Origin of the sequence: Domibacillus sp., assembly GCF_031181085.1 — a bacterium.
GTDB lineage: Bacteria > Bacillota > Bacilli > Bacillales > Domibacillaceae > Domibacillus.
Map to the genome: position 1 here is coordinate 79,680 of NZ_JAPSLE010000006.1, position 20,942 is coordinate 100,621.

Annotated in this window: 24 protein-coding genes and 2 riboswitches; of the genes, 3 read left to right on the forward strand and 21 right to left on the reverse strand. The window is 48.8% G+C overall.

Features of this window, described 5'->3' with window-relative positions:
* Positions 1–29: 29 nt before the first annotated feature.
* The 15 genes from RIN81_RS10670 to RIN81_RS10740 form a co-directional block, all read right to left on the reverse strand.
* Positions 30–2,099, reverse strand: a complete 2,070-nt coding sequence (locus RIN81_RS10670) for an amidase family protein (protein WP_309089996.1) — start codon at positions 2,097–2,099, stop codon at positions 30–32.
* 154 nt (positions 2,100–2,253) lie between these two features.
* Positions 2,254–2,703, reverse strand: coding sequence for a DUF6376 family protein (locus tag RIN81_RS10675; RefSeq protein ID WP_309089998.1), 450 nt, complete (start codon positions 2,701–2,703; stop codon positions 2,254–2,256).
* 249 nt (positions 2,704–2,952) lie between these two features.
* Positions 2,953–3,627 carry an ATP-binding protein gene (locus RIN81_RS10680; protein ID WP_309090000.1) on the reverse strand — a complete coding sequence of 225 codons (675 nt, stop codon included), beginning with the start codon at positions 3,625–3,627 and terminating at the stop codon, positions 2,953–2,955.
* Positions 3,620–4,108: an ECF transporter S component gene (locus RIN81_RS10685; protein WP_309090002.1), complete on the reverse strand. Its 489-nt coding sequence runs from the start codon at positions 4,106–4,108 to the stop codon at positions 3,620–3,622. Before RIN81_RS10685 ends, RIN81_RS10680 begins: the two co-directional genes overlap by 8 nt.
* A complete protein-coding gene (locus tag RIN81_RS10690; RefSeq protein WP_309090004.1) occupies positions 4,105–4,692 on the reverse strand; it encodes a cob(I)yrinic acid a,c-diamide adenosyltransferase in 588 nt (195 codons plus the stop codon). The genes RIN81_RS10685 and RIN81_RS10690 overlap by 4 nt, the downstream gene beginning before the upstream one ends.
* Complete coding sequence (locus RIN81_RS10695; protein WP_309090006.1) at positions 4,689–5,114, reverse strand: bifunctional adenosylcobinamide kinase/adenosylcobinamide-phosphate guanylyltransferase; 426 nt, start codon at positions 5,112–5,114, stop codon at positions 4,689–4,691. Before RIN81_RS10695 ends, RIN81_RS10690 begins: the two co-directional genes overlap by 4 nt.
* Positions 5,066–5,677, reverse strand: coding sequence for a histidine phosphatase family protein (locus RIN81_RS10700; RefSeq protein WP_309090008.1), 612 nt, complete (start codon positions 5,675–5,677; stop codon positions 5,066–5,068). The genes RIN81_RS10695 and RIN81_RS10700 overlap by 49 nt, the downstream gene beginning before the upstream one ends.
* Entirely contained in the window at positions 5,635–6,411 is a 777-nt protein-coding gene (gene cobS / locus RIN81_RS10705; RefSeq protein WP_309090009.1) for an adenosylcobinamide-GDP ribazoletransferase, read from the reverse strand. The genes RIN81_RS10700 and cobS overlap by 43 nt, the downstream gene beginning before the upstream one ends.
* Entirely contained in the window at positions 6,408–7,865 is a 1,458-nt protein-coding gene (locus RIN81_RS10710; protein ID WP_309090010.1) for a cobyric acid synthase, read from the reverse strand. Before RIN81_RS10710 ends, cobS begins: the two co-directional genes overlap by 4 nt.
* Positions 7,853–8,395, reverse strand: coding sequence for a bifunctional adenosylcobinamide kinase/adenosylcobinamide-phosphate guanylyltransferase (locus tag RIN81_RS10715; protein WP_309090012.1), 543 nt, complete (start codon positions 8,393–8,395; stop codon positions 7,853–7,855). Before RIN81_RS10715 ends, RIN81_RS10710 begins: the two co-directional genes overlap by 13 nt.
* Positions 8,392–9,462 (reverse strand): threonine-phosphate decarboxylase CobD, encoded by a 1,071-nt coding sequence (cobD, locus tag RIN81_RS10720; RefSeq protein ID WP_309090014.1) that lies wholly within the window; start codon positions 9,460–9,462, stop codon positions 8,392–8,394. Before cobD ends, RIN81_RS10715 begins: the two co-directional genes overlap by 4 nt.
* Positions 9,437–10,399, reverse strand: coding sequence for an adenosylcobinamide-phosphate synthase CbiB (gene cbiB / locus RIN81_RS10725; RefSeq protein ID WP_309090016.1), 963 nt, complete (start codon positions 10,397–10,399; stop codon positions 9,437–9,439). The genes cobD and cbiB overlap by 26 nt, the downstream gene beginning before the upstream one ends.
* Positions 10,396–11,865, reverse strand: a complete 1,470-nt coding sequence (locus tag RIN81_RS10730) for an adenosylcobinamide amidohydrolase (protein WP_309090018.1) — start codon at positions 11,863–11,865, stop codon at positions 10,396–10,398. Before RIN81_RS10730 ends, cbiB begins: the two co-directional genes overlap by 4 nt.
* Positions 11,865–12,920 (reverse strand): FecCD family ABC transporter permease, encoded by a 1,056-nt coding sequence (locus RIN81_RS10735; protein ID WP_309090020.1) that lies wholly within the window; start codon positions 12,918–12,920, stop codon positions 11,865–11,867. Before RIN81_RS10735 ends, RIN81_RS10730 begins: the two co-directional genes overlap by 1 nt.
* Entirely contained in the window at positions 12,883–13,839 is a 957-nt protein-coding gene (locus RIN81_RS10740; RefSeq protein WP_309090022.1) for an ABC transporter substrate-binding protein, read from the reverse strand. Before RIN81_RS10740 ends, RIN81_RS10735 begins: the two co-directional genes overlap by 38 nt.
* Positions 13,840–13,944: 105 nt before the next feature.
* A riboswitch (cobalamin riboswitch) is annotated at positions 13,945–14,131 on the reverse strand.
* Positions 14,132–14,264: 133 nt separating this feature from the next.
* On the opposite strand from RIN81_RS10740, the gene RIN81_RS10745 reads away from it, so the two are divergent.
* Positions 14,265–14,441, forward strand: coding sequence for a hypothetical protein (locus RIN81_RS10745; RefSeq protein ID WP_309090024.1), 177 nt, complete (start codon positions 14,265–14,267; stop codon positions 14,439–14,441).
* Between the two features lie 104 nt (positions 14,442–14,545).
* Here RIN81_RS10745 and rraA read toward each other — a convergent pair whose 3' ends face one another.
* Complete coding sequence (rraA, locus tag RIN81_RS10750; protein ID WP_375164531.1) at positions 14,546–15,034, reverse strand: ribonuclease E activity regulator RraA; 489 nt, start codon at positions 15,032–15,034, stop codon at positions 14,546–14,548.
* Between the two features lie 104 nt (positions 15,035–15,138).
* Between rraA and RIN81_RS10755 the strand changes: the two genes are divergently transcribed.
* Complete coding sequence (locus RIN81_RS10755; RefSeq protein WP_242233870.1) at positions 15,139–15,474, forward strand: YflT domain-containing protein; 336 nt, start codon at positions 15,139–15,141, stop codon at positions 15,472–15,474.
* Here RIN81_RS10755 and pabC read toward each other — a convergent pair.
* The 4 genes from pabC to RIN81_RS10775 all read right to left on the reverse strand — a co-directional run bounded on the left by pabC (position 15,443) and on the right by RIN81_RS10775 (position 18,800).
* Positions 15,443–16,279 (reverse strand): aminodeoxychorismate lyase, encoded by an 837-nt coding sequence (pabC, locus tag RIN81_RS10760; RefSeq protein WP_309090029.1) that lies wholly within the window; start codon positions 16,277–16,279, stop codon positions 15,443–15,445. The two genes, RIN81_RS10755 and pabC, sit on opposite strands and share 32 nt — an antisense overlap.
* Positions 16,264–16,854 (reverse strand): aminodeoxychorismate/anthranilate synthase component II, encoded by a 591-nt coding sequence (gene pabA, locus RIN81_RS10765; RefSeq protein ID WP_309090031.1) that lies wholly within the window; start codon positions 16,852–16,854, stop codon positions 16,264–16,266. The genes pabC and pabA overlap by 16 nt, the downstream gene beginning before the upstream one ends.
* A complete protein-coding gene (pabB, locus tag RIN81_RS10770) occupies positions 16,851–18,224 on the reverse strand; it encodes an aminodeoxychorismate synthase, component I (protein WP_309090033.1) in 1,374 nt (457 codons plus the stop codon). The genes pabA and pabB overlap by 4 nt, the downstream gene beginning before the upstream one ends.
* A 63-nt stretch (positions 18,225–18,287) precedes the next feature.
* A complete protein-coding gene (locus tag RIN81_RS10775; protein ID WP_309090035.1) occupies positions 18,288–18,800 on the reverse strand; it encodes a class I SAM-dependent methyltransferase in 513 nt (170 codons plus the stop codon).
* A gap of 72 nt (positions 18,801–18,872) precedes the next feature.
* Positions 18,873–18,974, reverse strand: a riboswitch (SAM riboswitch).
* Between the two features lie 101 nt (positions 18,975–19,075).
* On the opposite strand from RIN81_RS10775, the gene RIN81_RS10780 reads away from it, so the two are divergent.
* A complete protein-coding gene (locus RIN81_RS10780) occupies positions 19,076–19,852 on the forward strand; it encodes a carbon-nitrogen family hydrolase (protein WP_309090037.1) in 777 nt (258 codons plus the stop codon).
* Between the two features lie 104 nt (positions 19,853–19,956).
* On the opposite strand, the gene metA is transcribed toward RIN81_RS10780, so the two are convergent.
* Positions 19,957–20,865 (reverse strand): homoserine O-acetyltransferase MetA, encoded by a 909-nt coding sequence (metA, locus tag RIN81_RS10785; protein WP_242233876.1) that lies wholly within the window; start codon positions 20,863–20,865, stop codon positions 19,957–19,959.
* Positions 20,866–20,942: the final 77 nt, after the last annotated feature.

The following is a 20,942-nucleotide window of genomic DNA, read 5'->3' on the forward strand; positions in this document are numbered from 1 at the left end:
GCTCGCGAGTCCCGTGGTTTTGTCCAATTTTATTCAAAGTCTGGTGCCTGACGATGTTCCGTCCCTTCTTGATACGAGTAAGCGAGCTTGATCAACGTCGGCTCGCTAAACGCTGTGCCAAGCATCTCCATGCCAATCGGCAGTCCTTCATCACTGAATCCGATTGGAACCGACATCGCTGGATATCCTGAGAATGGGCTTAATTTAGGATTTGGCCCGCCGCCCTGGTCACCGCCAATTTTTTGCGGCAGTATAGCCGAAGTTGGATACACTAAAGCGTCTATATCCCGTTCTTCGTACACTTCCATTAAACTTTCAGTCGTAATTTTAGGACGGTTTACAATGATGTCCTGATAAGTAGCATCTTCTTCTAGAGATACTTTCGCATCCCGCGCTATCATTGATTCTTCCATTGCAGGATGATATTTTCCGCTCGCGATAATCTCACTCAGCGATTTTACAGGTGCATTTTCTCCAAGCGAAGCTAAATAATCATTTAACTGAAATTTAAACTCATAGGAGCTTAAGCTTGGATAAGCCATAATTTTATCCAGGTTTGGAATGGTAACGTCTACTACCTCCGCTCCGAGCGCTTCCATATCATCAATTGCCTGCTCGGTCGCTTCAATAATCTGCTCGTCTTCTCCAAACAGAGCTTTGACAACGCCGATCCGCGCGCCTTTTAACCCATCTTCATCCAGGTAAGCGGTGTAGCTGTCCGGAATATGGCCATTGCTTTTTTCCGTGATCGGATCCGCCTCATCGTAACCAACAATTGCATCCAGCACAACAGCCGCGTCTTCCACAGTTCTAGCCAGCGGCCCGCCCGTGTCCTGCGTCAGTGCAAGTGGAATAATGCCATCCCGGCTGGCAAGACCCATTGTCGGCCTGATTCCAACCAGGTTGTTGAAAGAAGCCGGTACCCGAATCGAACCGCCTGTATCTGTCCCCAGTCCTGCTGCCGCAAAGTTTGAAGCAACAGCAGCACCGGTTCCACCGCTTGAGCCGCCGGGATAACGTGTTAAGTCATACGGATTCAAAGTCTGCCCGCCCAATGAACTGTATGTATTAAAGCCAAAAGCAAATTCATGCAGGTTTGCTTTGCCGATAATGACGGCACCTTCCTCACGCAGCTTTGCTGTCTGGAAAGCATCATCCGGTGCTATCGATCCTTCCAATGATAAGGAACCAGCTGTAGTTGGCATATCGACTGTGTCATAATTATCTTTTAACACAATAGGAATGCCATGCAGCGCTCCGCGGATTTTTCCTTCTGCCCGCTCTCTATCAAGCTGTTTTGCGGTTTCGATCGCTTGTGCGTTCACGGAGATCATTGAGTTGATCTTTGGCCCCTGCTGGTCAAACTTTTCGATACGATCCAAATAAAAACGGACCAGCTCTTCTGAAGTCAATTTCCCTTCTTCCATCGCAGCACTCATTTCAGCAATGGTTGCTTCTTCTATATCAAACTGCTCAACCAGTTCTTTTTGGAGAAAGTGAAACAGCCGTAAAATGGTTGCGGCAGATTGTTCACGTGTCATATGCAAGGCCGGATTGAACTTGCCGTTCGTGTCGCCATACATAAATTTAGCTCTTTCAACCGCTCCAATCGAACCGGCGAACGCTCCGTCATCCTTTACATCCTCGAACGATTCGGCTGCAGACGCAAGCTCCGCGGTTTCGGCTAAAATTCTGGCAGCCTGCTCGCGCGAAACCGGCTCGTTTGGCCGGAATGTTCCATCGCTGTAACCGGCAATCCAGCCTTTTTCCGCCGCTTTTAAAATCGCAGGGCCTAATGTGCTCGCGGCAGGGACATCTTTAAATGTTTTCGAGGAACCGTCCGGCAGCTCCTCTCCACCGGCTGACTCGTATACAGCCACAACGAGCCGGGCAAATTCCCCTCTCGTCACAGCCTGCTTCGGTTTAAATGTGCCATCTATGTATCCGCTGACTAAACCACGCTCTTTTGCTTCTGTTACTTCTGCTGCCAGCCGCCCTTCTACATCTGTAAACCCGGCTCCCGCTGTTGTCGCAAACACGCTCAGCCCCATTGTAATACTTGCTGTAAATAGTGCTGCTGTTTTACTTTGTTTCTTCATGCCATCTCCTCCTCTAGCTATCTACTTTTTAAATTAGCAAATCCTAGTTCTCATTTCTCTTTTCATGTCATATTTCCTTACATGATTTAATGAAAGCCATTTTTACTTGATTGGGAGGAAATAAAAAACAAGCGCAAATCAATTTGCGCTTGTTTTACTGGCCGAGCTTTTCAATATTATTCCGGAGCTCCTGAAGTTCCTGAACCGTCTTTAACAGTTCCGTATTTTCTAAAAGAGCAGCCGGGTCAAGTGTACCGTTTTCGAGCTTGCTGTTTACTTCATTTAAACCTGATTCAAGCTGTGCACTGTAATCAAGGAGCTTTTCATGCACGCCTTCCGCAATGACCGGCGCTTCCATTTGCTGCACCTGGTCAATTTCCTGCTGCATGTTTTCAAGCTTTCCTTGCGCATCCTCCATCAAGTTCGGATTTGATGCAGCATTTTCAAGCAGCGCCGGAATATCACTTGCAAACTGCTGTGTTTCATCCAAAAAGCCTGATATATCATTGGCATAGGTTAACGTATCATTGGCCTGGTCGAGCAGGCTGCACCCGCTTAATAGAATAGCAGACAGCCCGGCAGCCGCGGCCCATTTTAACATCATATCGTTTCCTCCTGTTTCTTCGTTATCTAGTATACGAATGATACAAGCAAATGGATTCATTTCTTTTCACAAAAAAAATTCACCGGCTTTGAGCCGGTGAATGAAGGTGTAGACAAAATAAGAAAGCAGGCTGATTGAAACCGCCTGCTCTTCCAGGAACGCCGCCGGCTGAGAAGTGAGTGACCTTTTTCGGGTCATGAGCATTCGCAGACGGCAAGTGACGCCGAAAGCGTACATTTGCGGGCAGTCTTATTCAACGAGGTGCAGCCGATAAAGCCGCCCTGCTGCTTTCTCTATTCGCTGTGCCGCTCCTTCTTCAAAGGCAACTAAAAAACAAGTAGATGGTCCGGCTGACTTTTTCATATCCAGCTCACAGCAGCCCTTTTTGCCGGAAAGCTGCTCAAGCTCATGGGCAATTCCTTTTGACCCGACAGGCAAAACAGCCCGGACACCTTCCATTTTGATGATTTCGCGAAAAACAGCGAGAGGCGCTACATCTTCTGCGCATTCCAGTACTTCTTTGCCGACGAGCGGCTTGCCAATAACACCGTACTGTACTTCTCTTCCTTCTACACGGCCGGCTTCCCGAGCATGCCGGCCGATGATGACCATGCCGGCGGCTGACTGAAGCATACTGAAGTTCGATTCTGTACTGCCGGTCACCTCCAGTGCACAGCCAAGCTCAGCAGCCGCCCGCTGAACCCCTTCCTTGAGCGCCTTCCATGCCGCATCTCCAGAGAAATTATGAAGAACTGCCGCAAAAGGCTCTCCGCCAGCAGCCATACATTCCATTAAAGCAACCCGGGCTGAAAAGTAACCAACTACTTCATACGGAGCCCGGACGGCATCATGTTCCTTTTCTCCAATAGCGCCGCTGTTATCAGCAGCGATAATCAGTCCGTTTGTTCGAATTACATCACGCATAAAAACGGCCATACCGTTTCTTAAATAGGGGTACAAGGCGAGGAAGCAATATATAAGCGGCTGCACCGTTGATCAAAGCAGCAACTCCAATCGCCGGTACCGAGCTTACATAAAACGCCATACCCATAAAGGGGATAAACAGCGCCGGCAGCACGATTCCATTTAAAAAGACAAAGGCCGGCAGGGCAATCCATTTCCAGCCTGAACGGTACATCCTACCGAACAGCCACATAACGGCGGCCATTTCCGCTGCCACAATCCCGTGCAGCGGCCCCATCGGAAAACCGCCGAACAGCGCTGAGACGATATGGCCAAAAGCACCGATCAAGGCACCTGCGGCCGGGCCCAGCAAAACCGCACCAATCAGTGCCGGAAATGAATCAAGCGCCACACTTGAAACAGGTGCCGGCACTTTTATCATCCCGCCCGCCACAGACAGTGCAATAAACAGCGCCAGCCAGCTTACTTTTCCCGCTCTCATGATTTGTCCTCTTTCCGCTTTCCTTTCCGGAAAACATTGGCGCTCCGAACGTACTCCACATCTTTCACACTTTCACGAAAGTTAATAACGCGGGCAATGGCAAAGAAATAGTCTGATAAACGGTTTAAATATTTCAGCGTCACCGGGTGCACTTCTTCATCCGTGCGCATAAGCGCGACAACAAGACGTTCCGCCCGGCGCGCTACTGTGCGTGCCAAATGAATATGGGCAGAGCCTTTTGAGCCGCCCGGCAGGATAAATCGTTCCAGCTCCGGCGCTTCCTGAATATACGTGTCAATTTTTACTTCCATATTATCAATTGATTCCTGCTGCAGCTTAAAACCGCGTTTCCCATTGATCGTAGCTAGATCACCGCCACAGTCAAACAGTTCATGCTGAATGGTTTCCAGATCCGCCAGAATATCATGAAACTTGACCGGGTCAAGCTCAGTCATAGCTATGCCGACAACTGAATTTAATTCATCAACTGTGCCATAAGCGTCTACCCGGATATTGTCTTTGCCAACCCGTCCTCCGATAATGCTCGTTTCTCCTTTGTCGCCTGTTCGTGTATACAGTCTCATTCTGTTTCCTCCTTTATTGTTTCGGCAATACCATACCAGACGGTGTCTACACGTCTGGAGGCGGCTGCCGTATCTTGAAAACACCAGCCCGCTGCATCACGGAAAAAACGGTCAAAAGCATTCATTGGCACAATGCCTTTTGTAATATCCGTCCCAATTAAAATCACTATTCGGTCTTCTTTTTGCCACTTCTCCAGCTGTTTTCGAAACAGCAGCCGGGCTTCCTCCGGTGTTTCAGACCGCTCCAGCAGGGCACGTATATACAGCTCTATCCCTTCCAGTACAACGATTTCTTCCCTTAATTCAGGTGCTTCCTTTTCTTTATAAAACGAATGCCACTGGTGCGGTGTCTGCTCCAGCTTATAAAAAGCGGTCACCCATTTTTTCTTGCCGTTAAAGGCACCACCCGTAACGAAGTGCATCGTTTCCCCCTCCTCATGTCGGCCAGGCTTCCCGAAAGCTCGAACCCCTGTCCATTTTCTGATGTCCATTCACCAAATCCTTTTGCTTCCGGCGCCCAAACCGATAATAAATGGCGGATCACACCCCCATGGGTCACAAGCGCCGCACGCTGAATGTCCCGCTCAGCCATTTCGTTTAATACATCGCGAAACCCTTCTTCCACGCGTTTGGCGAAGGAGGCATACGAATCGCCGCCCGGTACTGGAAGGGAGTAGTCCTCAAGCCAGCGCTGATAAGCAAGTTCATGCTCCAGCTCAACATGCGTTTTCCCTTCCCACTCCCCAAAATGGAACTCACGCAGTTTGTCGAACACGGTTTGGGGCTGCGGCCAAAACACTGTGGCAGTTTGCCTGCAGCGCACTAAATCACTTGTTACGATCCAATCATAATCTGCCATTGGCCGCCCAAGCGCCGCTCTCCCGCTTTCGCTGAGCGGCACATCAGTCCAGCCGCAAAATTGCTTCCTCTCATTTGCTTCTGTTATCCCGTGCCGAAAGAGACCGACAGCCACACAATCATCCATAACAGCAGTTCCGCTCCTTCCTGTGAAGCACCGAGTAAATCTCCGGTCATTCCGCCGAATTCTTTTTTCATGGCGCCTTTTATCCATATAAAATATATCCACGAAGCACCTGCCATTACCCAAAACATAGGGTGAAACGCATAAACAAGCACAGCCGCCAGGAAAAAACAGCCATAGATAAACGGCAGTGAAGCAGAATGCCCTTGTTGAAAAAAGGCGGCTAAGCCTTCTTCTTTCGCCGGCGGCACGTACTGAAGCAGAAGGCCGGTCAGCGCCTGTGCAAAAAACGGAATAAGAACGATGCTGTATGTATACCCGCTGCCAGCGCGCACCGTTTCGTAAATAAATAGAAATTTAGCCGCTAAAAGTAAAACAAGGGCCAGCACTCCGAATGCACCCATATGGGGATCTTTTAAAATAGCAAGCCTCTTTTCCTTATCACGAAAGGAAAAGTGGGCATCTGCCCAGTCCATCCATCCGTCCAAATGCAGCCCTCCGGTTAACGCAATAGGCAGCAGCCAGACAAGAAACGCAGCGGACAGCGCTGAAAAGGGACTCCATTCCAGCAAAACCCAGAAAGTGCCGGCATAAATACATCCTTTCGCAATGCCAAGCAGCGGCAGTAAATGCAGAACGGCTTTTCGCTCAGCTCGCTCCATGGGCAAAGTTCGGTGCAAAGGAACGGTCGTAAAAAACTGCAGGATGATCCCGGCAGCGTATAAGTAGGATTTCATCGCCGCTCCTCCAAAATAGCCTCAAACGCCGGCCAATCAAGATATTTCTCGAGATGAGCAGCAATTCGGTCATAGGTGCCATCCCGGTTTATATCTGCCGGCGGCCGCTTCGTCAGACCCTTTGCCAGACGAAGCCTATTCAGCCAGTCGGCTCGAAAAGCATCATTGTAAAATAAATGATGTAAGTACGTGCCGCAAAGCCGCCCATCTTCTGAACGATAGCCGTCCGTATGCGAAGCCCCCGTTAAAAATGGCGGGCCGTCTACGGTCGTCCGGCCAAAGTGAATTTCATAACCGGACAGCGGAATCCCATTCGCTGTTCCTGTTGTACGGATGACCGTTTTTTTCTGTTGGAATACCGTATCAGCCGGAATCAGGCTAAGTGCCCGTTCGATCGAATCCGGCACCCCGGTGTCACGGCCTTCCGGATCAACCAGCTCTCTTCCCATGAGCTGAAAGCCGCCGCACAAGCCCATAACCGTTCCTCCTTTTTCGGCAAAGGAACAGATTTTTTGGGCGAGACCGGTGTCTTTTAAAAAGCGAAGATCCGCAAAAGTGCTTTTTGTACCTGGAATAATGACAGCATCCGGCTGACCAAACGTATCCGCACTGCCCACCCAGCGCACACTCACATCTTCTTCAAATGCAAATGGTTCTATATCACTTCCATTGGATACGTACGGCAGACGGATAACAGCAAGCTCTATATGGGCTCCCTCCCGCTTTACATTGCGGATCGAAAGAGAATCCTCTCCTTCAAGCGCATGCCCCGGCAAAAATGGAAGAACCGCGAGAACAGGGATACCCGTATAATCTTCGATCCACTTTTTCCCGTCTTCAAAGAAAGCAGGGTCACCGTGAAACCGGTTTACGATAATGCCTTTTACCCTCCTGCGTTCTTCTTCCTCTAAAAGAGCGAGTGTTCCGACAAGCGAGGCAAACAGGCCGCCGCGGTCGATATCTGCTGTTAAAAGAACGGGCACATCCGCAAGCTCCGCCGTTTTCATGTTCACGACTTCCCGTTTTTTCAAATTCATTTCAACGGGACTGCCAGCACCTTCAATCACAAGTGTATCGCCCAGCTTTTCTACTTCTGCCAGCCCTTTTTGAATAGCGGAAATGGCCTGCTCATAATAGGACTTTCTGTACGCCATGCCGGACATGACTTCAAGCCGTTCCCCAAACAGCACAATTTCCGACGAACCATTGCCCGCAGGCTTTAAAAGCAGCGGATTCATGAAGGGACTGGCCTCAAGGCCCGCCGCCTCGGCCTGCAGTCCCTGCGCCCGGCCGATTTCTTTTCCGTCAGCTGTCACATAGGAGTTATTCGATACATTTTGCGGCTTAAATGGAACAGGCCGGTATCCCTTTTGCAAAAGAAGACGGCAAAGAGCCGTCGCAACGAAGCTTTTTCCCGCATCGGAAGAGGTTCCCTGAATCATCACTCCGCGCATAAAATCCCGCCTTTCTTGACAATGGGAATACCGTGCTCTACTAAAATAGCAATCTCGCATTCCTGTACAAGCCGCTGGTGAACCATGCCGAGCTTTTTCGCATACTGCGCCGTCAATTCACCCGGCATCGGCTCGAATGACAGCTCGTTGGAAACAAGAACGACCGCATGCGTCCGGCCAGCCAGTGAAAGCAAATCACTTACGATTCGTTCGTCTGCTTCGGAGGCAGGCTTGTCCTCACGAAAAAACTCACCGGCCAAAAGCGTCGTAATACAGTCGACCAGCAGTATATCAGACGGCACTGTCTCGATCTGACCCAGGTCAACAGATTGTTCCACCGTTATCCATCTGGCACCTGAGTTTGCCCGGCGATCTTGATGGTGCCAGATACGTTCCTTCATTTCGCTGTCTGTCCGCTGTCCGCATGCTGCATAAACGAGACGGCTTTCCTCACAGGCTAGCTGCATCGCTAGCTTTTCAGCCAGGCTGCTTTTTCCGCTGCGGACACCTCCTGTAATAAAAACGATCATTGCGTCTTCCACTCCTTTAGAGCAGTGAGCAGATGCTCATTTTCCACCCTTCCTTTGACCGCGGAACGAAGCCATTTTCCATCCAGCCCGCGAAAGTTTTCTGTATGGCGCAGGACAACACCTTTCCCAAGCAAAAAGCGGAGCAGCGGCTTTTGGTCAACGAGTGCCGGATCCCGCAGCAAATAAAAATTTACAGCAGATGGAAGAACCATAAATCCTGCTTTCACCAGCTCACTTGTGCTCCAATCCCTTTCCTCTTCAATCCACTTTCTAGTCTGCTCGGCATGGACCGTATCCTGCGCGATTTTTTCGGCAGTCCGAAGCGCAACCGCGTTTACATTCCAGTGAGGCTGGTAAGGTGTAAGGGCATGAATGATTTCCTGTGAAGCCGCCACGTAGCCGATGCGCAGGCCGGCGACCGCGTACATTTTCGTCATGGAATGCAGCACCGCTAAATGCGGAAACGAAGCAATCTCTGTGATCAAAGACTTCCTGCTGTTAAAATCATAAAAAGCTTCATCCACAACAACCCATGTGCCAAACGGGCGGGTTTGGCGAAGCAGCGCAAGCAGCTCTTCCCTTTGAAATACCTGTCCGGTTGGATTGTTTGGCGTGCAGAGAAAGAGTACGGCTGCTTCTTTTGCCTGCTCGGCCAGTTCTTCAATTGGCAGCACCCAATTTTCCGGGTCAACCGGCACATGCCGGATCTCGCAGCCGTACGCCCGGCAGGCATCTTCATATTCAGAAAAAGCCGGCGTTGCAATCACCACTTTGCGGCCGGCAGCATGGCGGGCAATAAAATGAATAATCTCGGCCGCTCCATTGCCGAGCAAAAGATTTCCCGAGCCGATGGAAAATCGGGCGGCAATGGCTGCTTTGGCTGCTTTACCGGACGGGTCCGGATAGTCTTCCACCACTTCAAAAAGAGACGGCCATGTTTCTTTGAGCCAGCGGGGCGGCCCATACGGATTTGTATTTACACTAAAATCTATTATGCTTTCCGGCTTTTCTACGCCCGATGCCTGATATAAATGACCGGGGTTAGCCCCATGTGATGGCAGCTTCATAAATGATCACTCCTGCAAGGAACAGCAGCACAAATAAATAAGCAGCCCGTTCCATTAATTTAGCGGCTTCGATAATGTGTTCCGCGCGGCGGGGACGAATGGCATCTCCCATTCGGGCACGGTCTGACACAATGCCTTTGTATGTATTTAATCCACCCAGCTCAATTTGAAGCAGCCCCGCTACAGCTGCTTCGCACCAGCCGCTGTTCGGCGATGGATGCTTTTTCGCATCGCGCCGTACGATATACCATGCATAACCCCGTCCTCCCTGCGGCTTTTTGGCCGCTAAAATAAGCAGGACGGCGGTCAAACGGGCAGGAATAAAATTAACTATATCATCAAAACGGGCAGATGCCGTGCCGAACCTGCCGTACCGTTCGTTTCGATATCCAACCATCGAATCACACGTATTGACAGCACGGTACAGGAGGGCGGCTCCGCCTCCGCCAACCATTGCCCAAAACAGCGGAGCGATCACGCCATCCGATGTATTTTCTGCGACGGTTTCCACTGTCCCGCGCGTAATCTCCCCTTCATCAAGCTTTTCCGTGTCACGCCCGACGATCCAGGAAAGCTTATGGCGCGCTTCCTTCATATCGCCAGCAATGAGCGGATGATACACATCCATTCCTGCTTCTTTCAAGCTTCGCGGTGCAATTGATGCCCAGATCATGACGGCTTCTAAAGCAATGGAGAAAAAAGGATGAAGACGGGCAGCGAGTGCCAGCGCGCCAAATGAACATACGCCGGTCACGAAAAGAACAACGGCCAGCATAGCCAATCCTTTTTCGAAACGGCGGGCTCCTTTATTCCACTTTCTGTCCAACAAAGCAATCAGCGCTCCAAACCATTTAACCGGATGCGGCCAGCTGCGCGGATCACCAACAAGCCGGTCCAGAAACAGGGCGATGACGATTGCAGCCGCATGCCCGATCACAGGCCGCCCTTTCTGCGAGCTGTTTTTTCAAGAGACTCCGTCACTGATTGATAGACCGCCCGGCCAATCGCAATGCCAAGCGGCGTAACCGATCCGGCAGACTGCTGATAGGAACCGTTCTGTGTTGCTGCTATTAATATACTATCTGTTGAGGTGCCCGTTGCCGTTGTTCCCGTATTCACATCCAACACTCCTCTATCCGCAAGCGCTTTTGTTTTTGCCTCGGTAGCTGTCATAATCCCTTGGACAAAAGCTTCTTCTGATAATTTTCCATTTACAAAAACCCATATATTGATCGTTCCTGGCGCAATATGCTGCTTCCAGCTGCTGCGCGGATGCGTAACATCTACGGCATTGCCGGCACCAGCTGTTGCCACCGCAAAAACATAAGCATCTTCCTGCACTTCTCTTCGCCAGGCCGCATCCTCCATATAAACGGCCGTCATCATTCCAACGGTTTCCTGCAGGTTAAATCCCTTTTGCGTAAAATAAGCAGCCGCTTCCTGCTCATAGTTATCGATATTGTAATGCTTATCCACATGGCGGTTTACAAACGTGCTCCTCCATCCCCAGCCGGCGCCAATCACGCCGGATGACAGCGATTTAAGGGGAACGGGTGAACGAAGCACCAGGTGCCCGCCATGATGCTCAAGCAAATGCGCATCAATGTCAACGGCTTCTTTTGACAGGACTCTTTCCGGCAGGATACTGATCTGTGGCTTTGGCACTTCCGGATGCGGCTGCTTTTGTACCTCTGTGCTGTACACATCCCGAATTTCCTGCTCCACCATCAGATCAGCCGGCTGGCCAAGCGCATGAATCCTTCCTTTGTTCATAAGCAGCAGCCGGTCACAGTATAAAGAAGATAAATTTAAGTCATGAAAAATGGAAACGACCGTTAATCCATCTGCTGTCATTCTTTTCAGCAAATCGAGCAGGTCTTTTTGAAAAGGCAGATCTAAATGGTTGGTCGGTTCATCAAGCAGCAGGATTTCCGGCTCCTGCGCCAGCGCCTGCGCAAGGAAAACACGCTGCCGTTCACCGCCGGACAGGGCAGACAGCGGTTTTTCAGAAAACGCTGCTGTTCCAGTCCGCTGCATCGCTTCCTGTACCATTTCTTCGTCTCGCTCAGTCCATGATTTAAAAAAACCGGTTTGGTGCGCGTACCGTCCGAGCGAAACCGTTTCTTTTACCGTATAAGCAAACTGGCTGGACGTCATTTGCGGAAGAACCGCTATAATGCGCGCCAGCTCTTTCGGACTGTATGAATCAATCGGTCTTCCCTTTATGAGAACTTCTCCCGCATCCGGCTTGATCAGCCCGCTGATCATATTCAGTAAAGTTGATTTACCACTTCCATTCGGTCCTAAAATACCGAATAATTCTCCCTGTTTAACAGAAAAGGATACGCCGCGGACAATAAGCCCGCTTCCGTATCCTCCTGAAAGCTCGTTCACTTGCAGCATCACGCGACGCCTCCTTTTCGTTTTCGGTTCATTAAAATAAGTGCAAATACCGGTGCACCAATCAGCGATGTAATGACGCCAATGGGCAGCTCTGTCGGCGAAATGATCGTACGGGCGGCAAGATCTGCTATAATCAAAAATCCACCGCCGGCAATCATGGACAAAGGGAGCAAATGTCGATGATCAGGCCCGATCAAAAGCCGTACAAAATGAGGAACCACGAGGCCGATAAATCCGATTGTACCGGATACCGCAACGGCCGCTCCAGTTAAAATGGAACCTGCAATCAGTACGAGTATTTTCTTTCGCTGAACATTCACTCCCAGGTGTTTCGCTTTCTCTTCTCCAAATGACATGGCGTTTAACTCTGGCGCCAAGTACAGCAGAAGGAGTGCACCTCCTGCAAAAAACGGCAGCATCAGCTGTACATAAGGCCATCCCCGCATTGACACACTGCCAAGCAGCCAATTGATGATTTGCCGGAGCTCTTCCCCGGTAAGGGCAATCATGAGCGAAATAAATGAGCCTAAAAACGAACTGAAAATAATACCGGTTAAAATAATGGTTTCAAGTTTCATCGATCGTTCAATGGCCTGCGCAAACAGCAGTACACAAAAAATCGTCAGCACAGCCGTCACTATACTTACGACGGGAAGCGTAAAGCCGCCCAGAAACGGAATAGATACATGAAAAAACAATACAAGAACCGCTCCTACCGATGCACCCGATGAAACACCAAGGGTATATGGATCCGCCAGCGGGTTGCGGAGCAAGCCTTGAAAAGCAGCTCCCGCAATCGCCAGTGAGGCCCCAATCAGTCCTGCCAGTACAACGCGGGGAAAACGGATTTCCCATACAATATTATCAATGGACGGATCTATATTCCCTTCCGTTCCAACGATATGATGTGCTAGAATAGCCGTAATCTGGCTAAATGGCACCCTAATCGTTCCCGCTGCTGTTCCGGCAAATGCGGCAGCAGCCAGAAAAATCAGCGCAATGATGTAAGCCGTTTTTTTATTGAGCAAAAACGTCTGGGTAGACCGCTTCCGCAATGGCTTCAGCTCCTTCTACAAGGCGCGGGCCAGTCCGGCTTGTAAGATCCGCATTTACTTCAAATACTTCTTTATTTTTCACTGCATTTACATTGCTCCAGCCTTCACGCTTTAACACACCATTCACTGCGTTTTCAACATAACCTCCATAGTTTAATAGGATAACATCTGGATTTTTTTCAATAACCGCTTCCTCTGTTACCTGCGGCCAGCCCTCTTGATCGGCCATCGTATTATTAATATGAAGCATGTCGAAGATTTCATTTAAAAATGTACCATTTCCTGCTGTATACAAGGTCGGATCTACTTCAAAGAACACGCTTTTTTCGTTTTCTTCTTTAATAGAAGCAGCTTTTTCTTCAAGGTCGGCAAAGCCAGCTTTTAATTCTTTTACTTCTGTTTCTGCTTCTGCCGTTGTTCCTGTTGCTTCACCAATTAACTCAAATGATTGATACATTTCATCAATGCTCGCTGCATTGTTGATCACAAGTACATCAATACCAGCATCACGAAGCTGTTGAATGCCTGTTTCCGCAGCAGCCCCAGCAGAATCATGCGCCAGCACTAAATCCGGCTTTAAGCTGATGATTTTCTCAACGTTAAACTCCATTCCGCCTACTTTTTCTTTGTTTTTAACATCTTCAGGATATGTATCATTATCCGAAACCCCTACGACTTCCTCACCCAACCCAAGCTCATACACAATCTCCGTATTGCTCGGCGCGAGTGTAACAATACGTTTAGGCGCTGCCTCAATTTCTACTTTTTGATTGTCAGCTCCTGTAACGGTCACAGGAAAAGCAGCGGTTTCTTTCGCCGGCTCATTTTCTTTGGCTGTATCAGTCTTTTTTTCTTCCCCGCCTCCGCAGCCTGCTAAGAGTGCTGCTGATAGTCCAAGTGTAATCCACGTTTTTTTCATTTGTATTTCCTCCTTTTTTAACACACAAAAAAAGCACCTCTGGTTAAAAAAAGGCGCATGAAGAACCCGAAATCAGGGTTCGTCACACCACCTATCCGCGCAGGTTTTTGGTGCATGAGCAAGGCAGGTCTCCTGGCTTATGTTCATCACACCCGGCGCCTTCCCATGCTTTTGCACAGTGGCAAGTCTGCCGGATGCTCCCATTTACAGTGGCGGGACCGCGCTGGACTTTCACCAGCTTCCCTTTTCAGAATCCGCACAAAGCGGCTTCACCTTGCTCATTTCCTATATGTTTTCCGTCATCGCTCATTATACCCGAAGAAGAGTCGAAACTGAATACTTTTTAAATATTCCATTTTAAAGAGTGAGACGAAGGTTTATTGTTCAAAATAAGTGGAAGAGAAGGAATAAAGGAGGCGGGCTCCATGAACGGACTAACAGTCTTTCTGATTTTGGCCGTCATCATCATTGTAGGTTTTATCTTAATCCGCTTTATCCGCGGCTCATCCTATCCTGCCGATGCGCCTAAAGTTGACAGGCCGCCAGATGAAGAGGGCCAATTTATTAATCATCGTGACCCTTCACATAATGACAAACTTTAAAGAGAAAAAAACGGCTCCAACATAAACAATATGTTGGAGCCGTTTTTCTGCACATTTAAAAAAGATAATAATAAGGAAGAAAAACGATCCACTTTCGAACTTTACTATCCGTGTACCGGTTTTTCAGCGATTAGAATGCCGTCTTCATCTGCGTACACATATTGCCCTGGCACAAATTCCGCGCCACCAAATGTGACCGAAATATCCCTTTCTCCCTCGCCTTTTTTCACGCTTTTAAACGGGTTGCTGCCGAGGGCTAAAACACCGATATTTTGTTTGGCAAGCTCTGCTGTATCACGCACACAGCCATTGATAATGATGCCTGCAAGTTTTCTTTCTTCCGCAATTGCACCAAGCAAATCGCCAACAAGTGCACAGTTTTTTGAGCCGCCTCCATCCACTACAAGAACATGCCCGGACGGAATCGCCTGCAACGCCTGCTTTACAAGTACATTGTCTTCAAATACCTGCACGGTTGAAATAGGCCCATGAAATTGCTTTCTCCCCCCGTATGACTTCAGCTCAAGTCCGACGAGCGTGAGTTCTTCTGCATAATGATCACATAAATCAGCTGTTTTAATCACCTTTACCATCTCCCTTTTTCTTTAGGTTCGACAAAACCTGGTTGATCCCTCCAGGTTTTTATGAAGAAAACCCGGGGAAAAGAATGATAATTCATTTTGCAGGGAGGTTTATCATGAAACAGGTAATTGGCTTATTTGATGGAGAAATTGATGTGATTCGTAAAATAGAAGATTTAAAAGTAGAAGGATATGATCCCGCTAAAATAACAGCCCTTACAAAGGATGCCGATGTATACTTAACCATCCAAAACCGGACGGAAGCAAACGTAGAAACAGCCGGTCCTTCCTTAAAAGAAAAAGTAAAATCAATTTTCACCCGTGAAAAGCCGGTCAAAGACGCACTCATTGATTTCGGCTTATCCGAAGAAGATGCGGAAAAATACCATGAAGGGCTCGCAAAAGAAAAAGTGCTGCTCGTCACTGACGAACAGCACGCCGGTACTGCTTAAATAATAGCTGCACTGCTTCGCCGGCAGCACCTGGAAATGCCTTTTCACCAAGTGCCCGCAATGGTACGATTTCTTGAATGGAATTGGTCACAAACACTTCATCCGCCGCTTCTGCCTCGGCCGGCGTATACAGGCCTTCCTCAACGCGGAGACCTGTATCACGGGCAATATCCATGACAAATCGGCGGGTAACGCCGCCCAAAATACCTGTTTGGAGCGCTGGCGTGTACAGCGTTCCTTTTTTAGCCCAAAACATATTCGATACTACGCCTTCTGCGACAAACCCGTCTTCGGTCAAAAATATCCCTTCTATAGAAGGATCACTCCCGGCTTCCCTTTTTCCAAAAATATTATTTAAATAATGATGGGATTTCAGCCGGCTTTTACCTTCCGGACGGTTCCGCCTCGTTTCAAGCCAAACACCCCTCTTTTCGGTCATTGGCCCCGCGGATGCCACCTTTTTTTGAAACACGATCACATTTGGTTTTTGATACGGAGCGGTCTGCAGCCCAATGTCTCCTTCTCCGGCTGACACATTAAACCGGATGTACGCGTCACGCCATCCATTTGCTTCTTCCAGCTGCGCTAAAATATCCAGCACTTCTTCACACGCAACGTGCAGATCAATATGAAGCTCCTGCAAGCTTCGATTGAGCCGGTTTAGATGCTCGTCGAGTAAAAAAGGCGTTCCGTCATACGTGCGAAACGTTTCAAATACGCCAACACCATATAAAAATCCATGGTCAAACGGAGAAATACGCACTTCACTGTTCGGGATAACCTGTCCATTTACGTATGTGAACATGGCCGCTCCTTGTACGTATCCATAAAGTTTTGCAGCATTTCTTTTCCATATTCGGTCATGATAGACTCTGGATGAAACTGGACCGCTTCCACCGCGAGTGTTTTATGGCGGATGGCCATAATTTCACCTTCTTCTGTCCAGGCCGATATCTCAAAGCAGTCCGGCAGTGTCTCTCTTTTTACAATCAGTGAATGATAACGGGTTGCCCGAAATGGGCTTGGCAGTCCTTTGAAAATCGTTTTGCCATCATGAAAAACAGGCGACGTCTTGCCATGCATCAGCCGCTCAGCGCGCACAACATCACCGCCGAAGCTTTGTGCAATCGACTGCTGGCCAAGACAAACCCCAAAAAGCGGAACCTGTCCTGACAGCTTTTCGACTGTCTCCAGGCTGATCCCCGCTTCATTCGGTGTGCACGGTCCCGGGCTGATCATCACAAAATCCGGTTTCATTTCCTCAATGGCGGCAACCGTTATTTCATCATTCCGCCGGACAACCAGATCCTCACCAAGTTCTCCAAGATATTGAACAAGGTTATACGTAAACGAATCGTAATTATCAATCATCAAAATCATGTGTGTGCATCCTCCGCAAGTTCCATCGCCTTTAACATGGCGGCTGCTTTTTTCAGCGACTCTTTGTATTCATATTCCGGCTTTGAGTCAATGACAATGCCTGCACCGGCCTGGACATATCCATAGCCGCCCGCACTAAGCATGGTGCGAATGACAATGTTTAGTTCCATATCTCCGTTATAGCCAATCCAGCCGATGGAGCCTGTGTAAATGCCGCGGCGTACCGGCTCAAGCTCTTCAATAATTTCCATCGTCCGCACTTTTGGCGCGCCGGTAATCGTTCCGCCCGGGAAAACAGCGTCAATCACATCAGCATTTGTTTTCTTTTCCGCCAGCTCTCCGCACACATTAGACACAATGTGCATGACATGTGAATACTTTTCAATGACCATAAATTCATCCACATGAACAGAGCCGTAGCGGGAAACACGGCCCAGGTCGTTGCGCTCCAAATCCACAAGCATTACGTGCTCAGCTCGTTCCTTTTCATTGTCGATAAGCTCTTTTGCAAGACGCTCATCTTCAGCGTCATCCTTACCGCGTGAACGCGTCCCAGCAATCGGCCGGGTTGACAGCTTCTGTCCGCTTTTTTTCACCAGCAGCTCCGGAGAGCCGGAAACGACTTGAAAGTCCGGTGTTTGAATATAAGCCATATAAGGAGAAGGATTCAAGTTGCGAAGCGCCGCGTACACAGCAAGCGGCGGTACGGTGAGGGGACGGGCACGGCGAACCGACAAATTCACCTGGAACACATCTCCTGCCGCAATATATTCACGAATCCGTTCAACCGCTTCTTTAAATTGTTCCTCCGGGAAAGAAACGTCTGTTTTATCCGTTCCCTGTCCAGATGTCCAATCTACCGGTCCCGCTGGGTCACACCATGCTTCAAACCACTCATCCAGTCCTTCTTCCGTTTCGGCAAGCTGCATCACAAAAAGCTCATTCGTGTGATGATCAAACGCCGCCCACTGATCAAAAAACAAAAAGCATGTATCCGGCAGGCCGGTATCATCCTCAGCGTGATCCGGAAGATCTTCGATAAATCGGGCATAGTCATAGCTGATCCAGCCAATAGCGCCGCCTTGAAAATCCGGCAGCCCTTCCTTTCTCGGTACTTTGCGTTCGTCAAGAAGCGAAATAAGCGCATGGACCGGATTGCCGGCTATCCGCTGCTCCTTCCCATCTTTTTTTACAACAAGTCCTTCTTCAGCGGAAACCGCGATGGCAGAAGGCTGAATACCCGCAAAGCTATAGCGGCCGCCCCGGCCGCTTTCAAGCAGTGCATGATGGGACTCATTTTTTGAAAGTGCTGTATATTGGTGAAAAAATTGCTCATGTGTATATGACGTTTTTCGGTAAAAAATGTTCACGTGGTGCCACCTTTCGCATGTTGTTGCCCTTATCATAATACGGCGGCACCCATTTTGAAAATGTTATTTCACAGCGATAAAACGATTGACCGTAACGGGATATTTAGACGACACAAGTTCTGTCCAGCCGTTTAATACAGCTTCTTGTGCTGACTTGGCGGACAGCTGCTGAAATAAGATCGTGGAAAAGCCGGCCGCTTTTAGTCTCTCCCAGTAACCGGCAAGTGATTCGGCGTATGGGTAGTCTGATGCCGAAGGCAGAGAGCTTGATTCTGCAAAATCCGCAACAAACCGGCCCCCTTCCTTCAGCGCTTCATAGGCTTTAGCGGTCCATTGTGCTCCGTCCGCATACGGATGAACAGACAGCGGCGCTGCTACTGTATCAAATTTATGCTGCTGAACCTGCGCAAACGAAACGACCGGCAAAACGGCTGCGCCTGCGTCTGAACACCGCGCTGTCAGCGTTTCAGAGCCGCCGATAATCATGACACGCTCTCCCTGCTGAGGTCGAATAGTAGTATATAAATTTCCTTGTTCAATCTTTAACGGCTTGTCTGTTTTGTTTTTGACGGTCATGACCGACGCCTCCTTTTTAAAAATAAAAAAACCTTTCTTCACGAAATAAGAAGAAAGGTTTTCTAGTTAGTCTTCTTATCTCTCAGCTTTCGCTGCAAGAATTAGCACCGTGCCTTCCATAGGTCGGTTGCCGGGTGTCATAGGGCTTGTCCCTCTACCTGCTCTTGATAAGATGTATGCAATTGTCCGTTTATTTGTTAAGGAGGATTATGACATGTTTCATTTTACCTGTCAACCATGTTACAATTTTTAAAAAAACAACGGAGATGAAAAACATGAAAATTGCCTGTCTGCAAATGGATATAGCGTTTGGCGACCCGGAAGCAAATTACAGCCGGGCGGCAGACTTTTTAAAAAAAGCAAGCGAAGCCGGCTGTGAGCTGGCTGTGCTGCCAGAACTTTGGACAACCGGCTATGATTTAACGCGCCTGAATGAAATTGCGGACCGCGGAGCAGAGCGGGCCAAGCAGTTTTTAACAGAGGCAGCCCAAAAATACGGCATGCACATCATTGGCGGCTCGGTTGCCAATGATACGGGCAGCGGTGTTAAAAATACAATGATTATCGTTGACAAAGACGGCCGCCTCATTCATGAATACAGCAAGCTGCACTTGTTCCGGCTCATGCATGAGGAAAAATATTTAATTGACGGCGAGGAAGATGGTTTGTTTGAGCTGGCCGGTGAAAAGATGGCTGGATTTATCTGCTATGACATTCGCTTCCCGGAATGGTTCCGTAAACAAGTTGTAAACGGCGCCCGTGTTTTATTCGTTCCTGCCGAATGGCCGCTCGCCCGTGTAGATCACTGGCGCACACTGCTCACAGCGCGCGCGATTGAAAATCAGACTTATGTGATCGCCTGTAACCGGTCTGGTTCCGACCCTGACAATCAGTTTGCCGGGCATTCTATGATTATCGGCCCGTGGGGTGAAGTGATTGCTGAAGCAGGCGAAGCGGAGGAAATGCTTATCGGTGAAATAGATTTTGATGCGATTGATGAAATCCGCAGCCGCATTCCTGTTTTCGAAGACAGAAGAACATCGTTTTATTAAGCAAAAAGCGCCGCTGGCACATGCCGGCAGCGCTTTTTTTATGGAGCCAGGGGTATTTTCTGCAAGCAAAAATCCGTCCATTATGCGTGGACGGTCTTGCCCTTTCATTTCCATTCGTACGGTGTTTCCTGGTAGACATAGTAGTTAAGCCAGTTTGAATAAAGCAAATGAGCGTGAGAGCGCCATTTATTTGGCGGACGATTAGCAGGGTTGTTGCCTGGAAAGTAGTTTTCCGGCATGTCTATCTCAAGGCCTTTCGCACAGTCACGCTCGTATTCTTCCGCGAGCGTAGTTGCATCGTATTCAAGATGTCCGGTAATCATAATATTCCGTGCATCTTTTGACATGATGAGCAGCGGTCCTGCTTCTGGTGAAGAAGCGAGCAAAATCAGTTCATCATTCGCCTCAATCGCTTCCTGGCTGACATCAGTGTGACGGGAAACCGGTGCCGAAAATACATCGTCAAACCCGCGCAGTAGTTTTACAGTCGGATCGGTGATTGCATGTTCATACACACCAGAACATTTTTTAGGCAGTTCAAACTTGCCGATGCCGTAATGGTGATACAGCGCTGCCTGTGCTCCCCAGCAAATATGCAGAGTAGACGTTACATTTGTTTTTGCCCAGTTCATAACGTCCTGCAGCTCCGCCCAGTAGCTGACCGCTTCAAACTCCATCAGCTCAATCGGCGCTCCAGTAATAATCAAGCCGTCATAACGGCGGCTTTTCGCTTCTTCAAGCGTAATATAAAATTGCTCGAGGTGGGATTTACTTACGTTTTTTGATTCATATGTGGCCGTATATAAAAACGAGACATTTACCTGGAGCGGCGTATTACCAAGCAGACGCAAAAGATGAGCTTCTGTTTTTTCTTTTTCCGGCATCAAATTCAGAATTAAAATATTAAGCGGGCGAATATCCTGCGTTCTGGCACGATCCGCGTCCATGACGAATATATTTTCCCTTTCCAGCACTTCGCGTGCCGGCAGCTGATGCGGTATATTAATCGGCATAATGTTCCTCCCTACAAGTCATAATGAATAAACAAACGATACAAGCAGTAGCCTAATAGATGTTCCCTGCTCTTGTT

Excerpts from the sequence above, each read along its gene's own strand:
- RIN81_RS10670 (WP_309089996.1), bottom strand. The coding sequence starts at position 2,099 with ATGAAGAAACAAAGTAAAACAGCAGCACTATTTACAGCAAGTATTACA.
- RIN81_RS10675 (WP_309089998.1), bottom strand. The coding sequence starts at position 2,703 with ATGATGTTAAAATGGGCCGCGGCTGCCGGGCTGTCTGCTATTCTATTA.
- RIN81_RS10680 (WP_309090000.1), bottom strand. The coding sequence starts at position 3,627 with ATGCGTGATGTAATTCGAACAAACGGACTGATTATCGCTGCTGATAAC.
- RIN81_RS10685 (WP_309090002.1), bottom strand. The coding sequence starts at position 4,108 with ATGAGAGCGGGAAAAGTAAGCTGGCTGGCGCTGTTTATTGCACTGTCT.
- RIN81_RS10690 (WP_309090004.1), bottom strand. The coding sequence starts at position 4,692 with ATGAGACTGTATACACGAACAGGCGACAAAGGAGAAACGAGCATTATC.
- RIN81_RS10695 (WP_309090006.1), bottom strand. The coding sequence starts at position 5,114 with ATGCACTTCGTTACGGGTGGTGCCTTTAACGGCAAGAAAAAATGGGTG.
- RIN81_RS10700 (WP_309090008.1), bottom strand. The coding sequence starts at position 5,677 with ATGGATGATTGTGTGGCTGTCGGTCTCTTTCGGCACGGGATAACAGAA.
- cobS (WP_309090009.1), bottom strand. The coding sequence starts at position 6,411 with ATGAAATCCTACTTATACGCTGCCGGGATCATCCTGCAGTTTTTTACG.
- RIN81_RS10710 (WP_309090010.1), bottom strand. The coding sequence starts at position 7,865 with ATGCGCGGAGTGATGATTCAGGGAACCTCTTCCGATGCGGGAAAAAGC.
- RIN81_RS10715 (WP_309090012.1), bottom strand. The coding sequence starts at position 8,395 with ATGATCGTTTTTATTACAGGAGGTGTCCGCAGCGGAAAAAGCAGCCTG.
- cobD (WP_309090014.1), bottom strand. The coding sequence starts at position 9,462 with ATGAAGCTGCCATCACATGGGGCTAACCCCGGTCATTTATATCAGGCA.
- RIN81_RS10730 (WP_309090018.1), bottom strand. The coding sequence starts at position 11,865 with ATGCTGCAAGTGAACGAGCTTTCAGGAGGATACGGAAGCGGGCTTATT.
- RIN81_RS10740 (WP_309090022.1), bottom strand. The coding sequence starts at position 13,839 with ATGAAAAAAACGTGGATTACACTTGGACTATCAGCAGCACTCTTAGCA.
- RIN81_RS10745 (WP_309090024.1), top strand. The coding sequence starts at position 14,265 with ATGAACGGACTAACAGTCTTTCTGATTTTGGCCGTCATCATCATTGTA.
- rraA (WP_375164531.1), bottom strand. The coding sequence starts at position 15,034 with ATGGTAAAGGTGATTAAAACAGCTGATTTATGTGATCATTATGCAGAA.
- RIN81_RS10755 (WP_242233870.1), top strand. The coding sequence starts at position 15,139 with ATGAAACAGGTAATTGGCTTATTTGATGGAGAAATTGATGTGATTCGT.
- pabC (WP_309090029.1), bottom strand. The coding sequence starts at position 16,279 with ATGTTCACATACGTAAATGGACAGGTTATCCCGAACAGTGAAGTGCGT.
- pabA (WP_309090031.1), bottom strand. The coding sequence starts at position 16,854 with ATGATTTTGATGATTGATAATTACGATTCGTTTACGTATAACCTTGTT.
- RIN81_RS10775 (WP_309090035.1), bottom strand. The coding sequence starts at position 18,800 with ATGACCGTCAAAAACAAAACAGACAAGCCGTTAAAGATTGAACAAGGA.
- RIN81_RS10780 (WP_309090037.1), top strand. The coding sequence starts at position 19,076 with ATGAAAATTGCCTGTCTGCAAATGGATATAGCGTTTGGCGACCCGGAA.
- metA (WP_242233876.1), bottom strand. The coding sequence starts at position 20,865 with ATGCCGATTAATATACCGCATCAGCTGCCGGCACGCGAAGTGCTGGAA.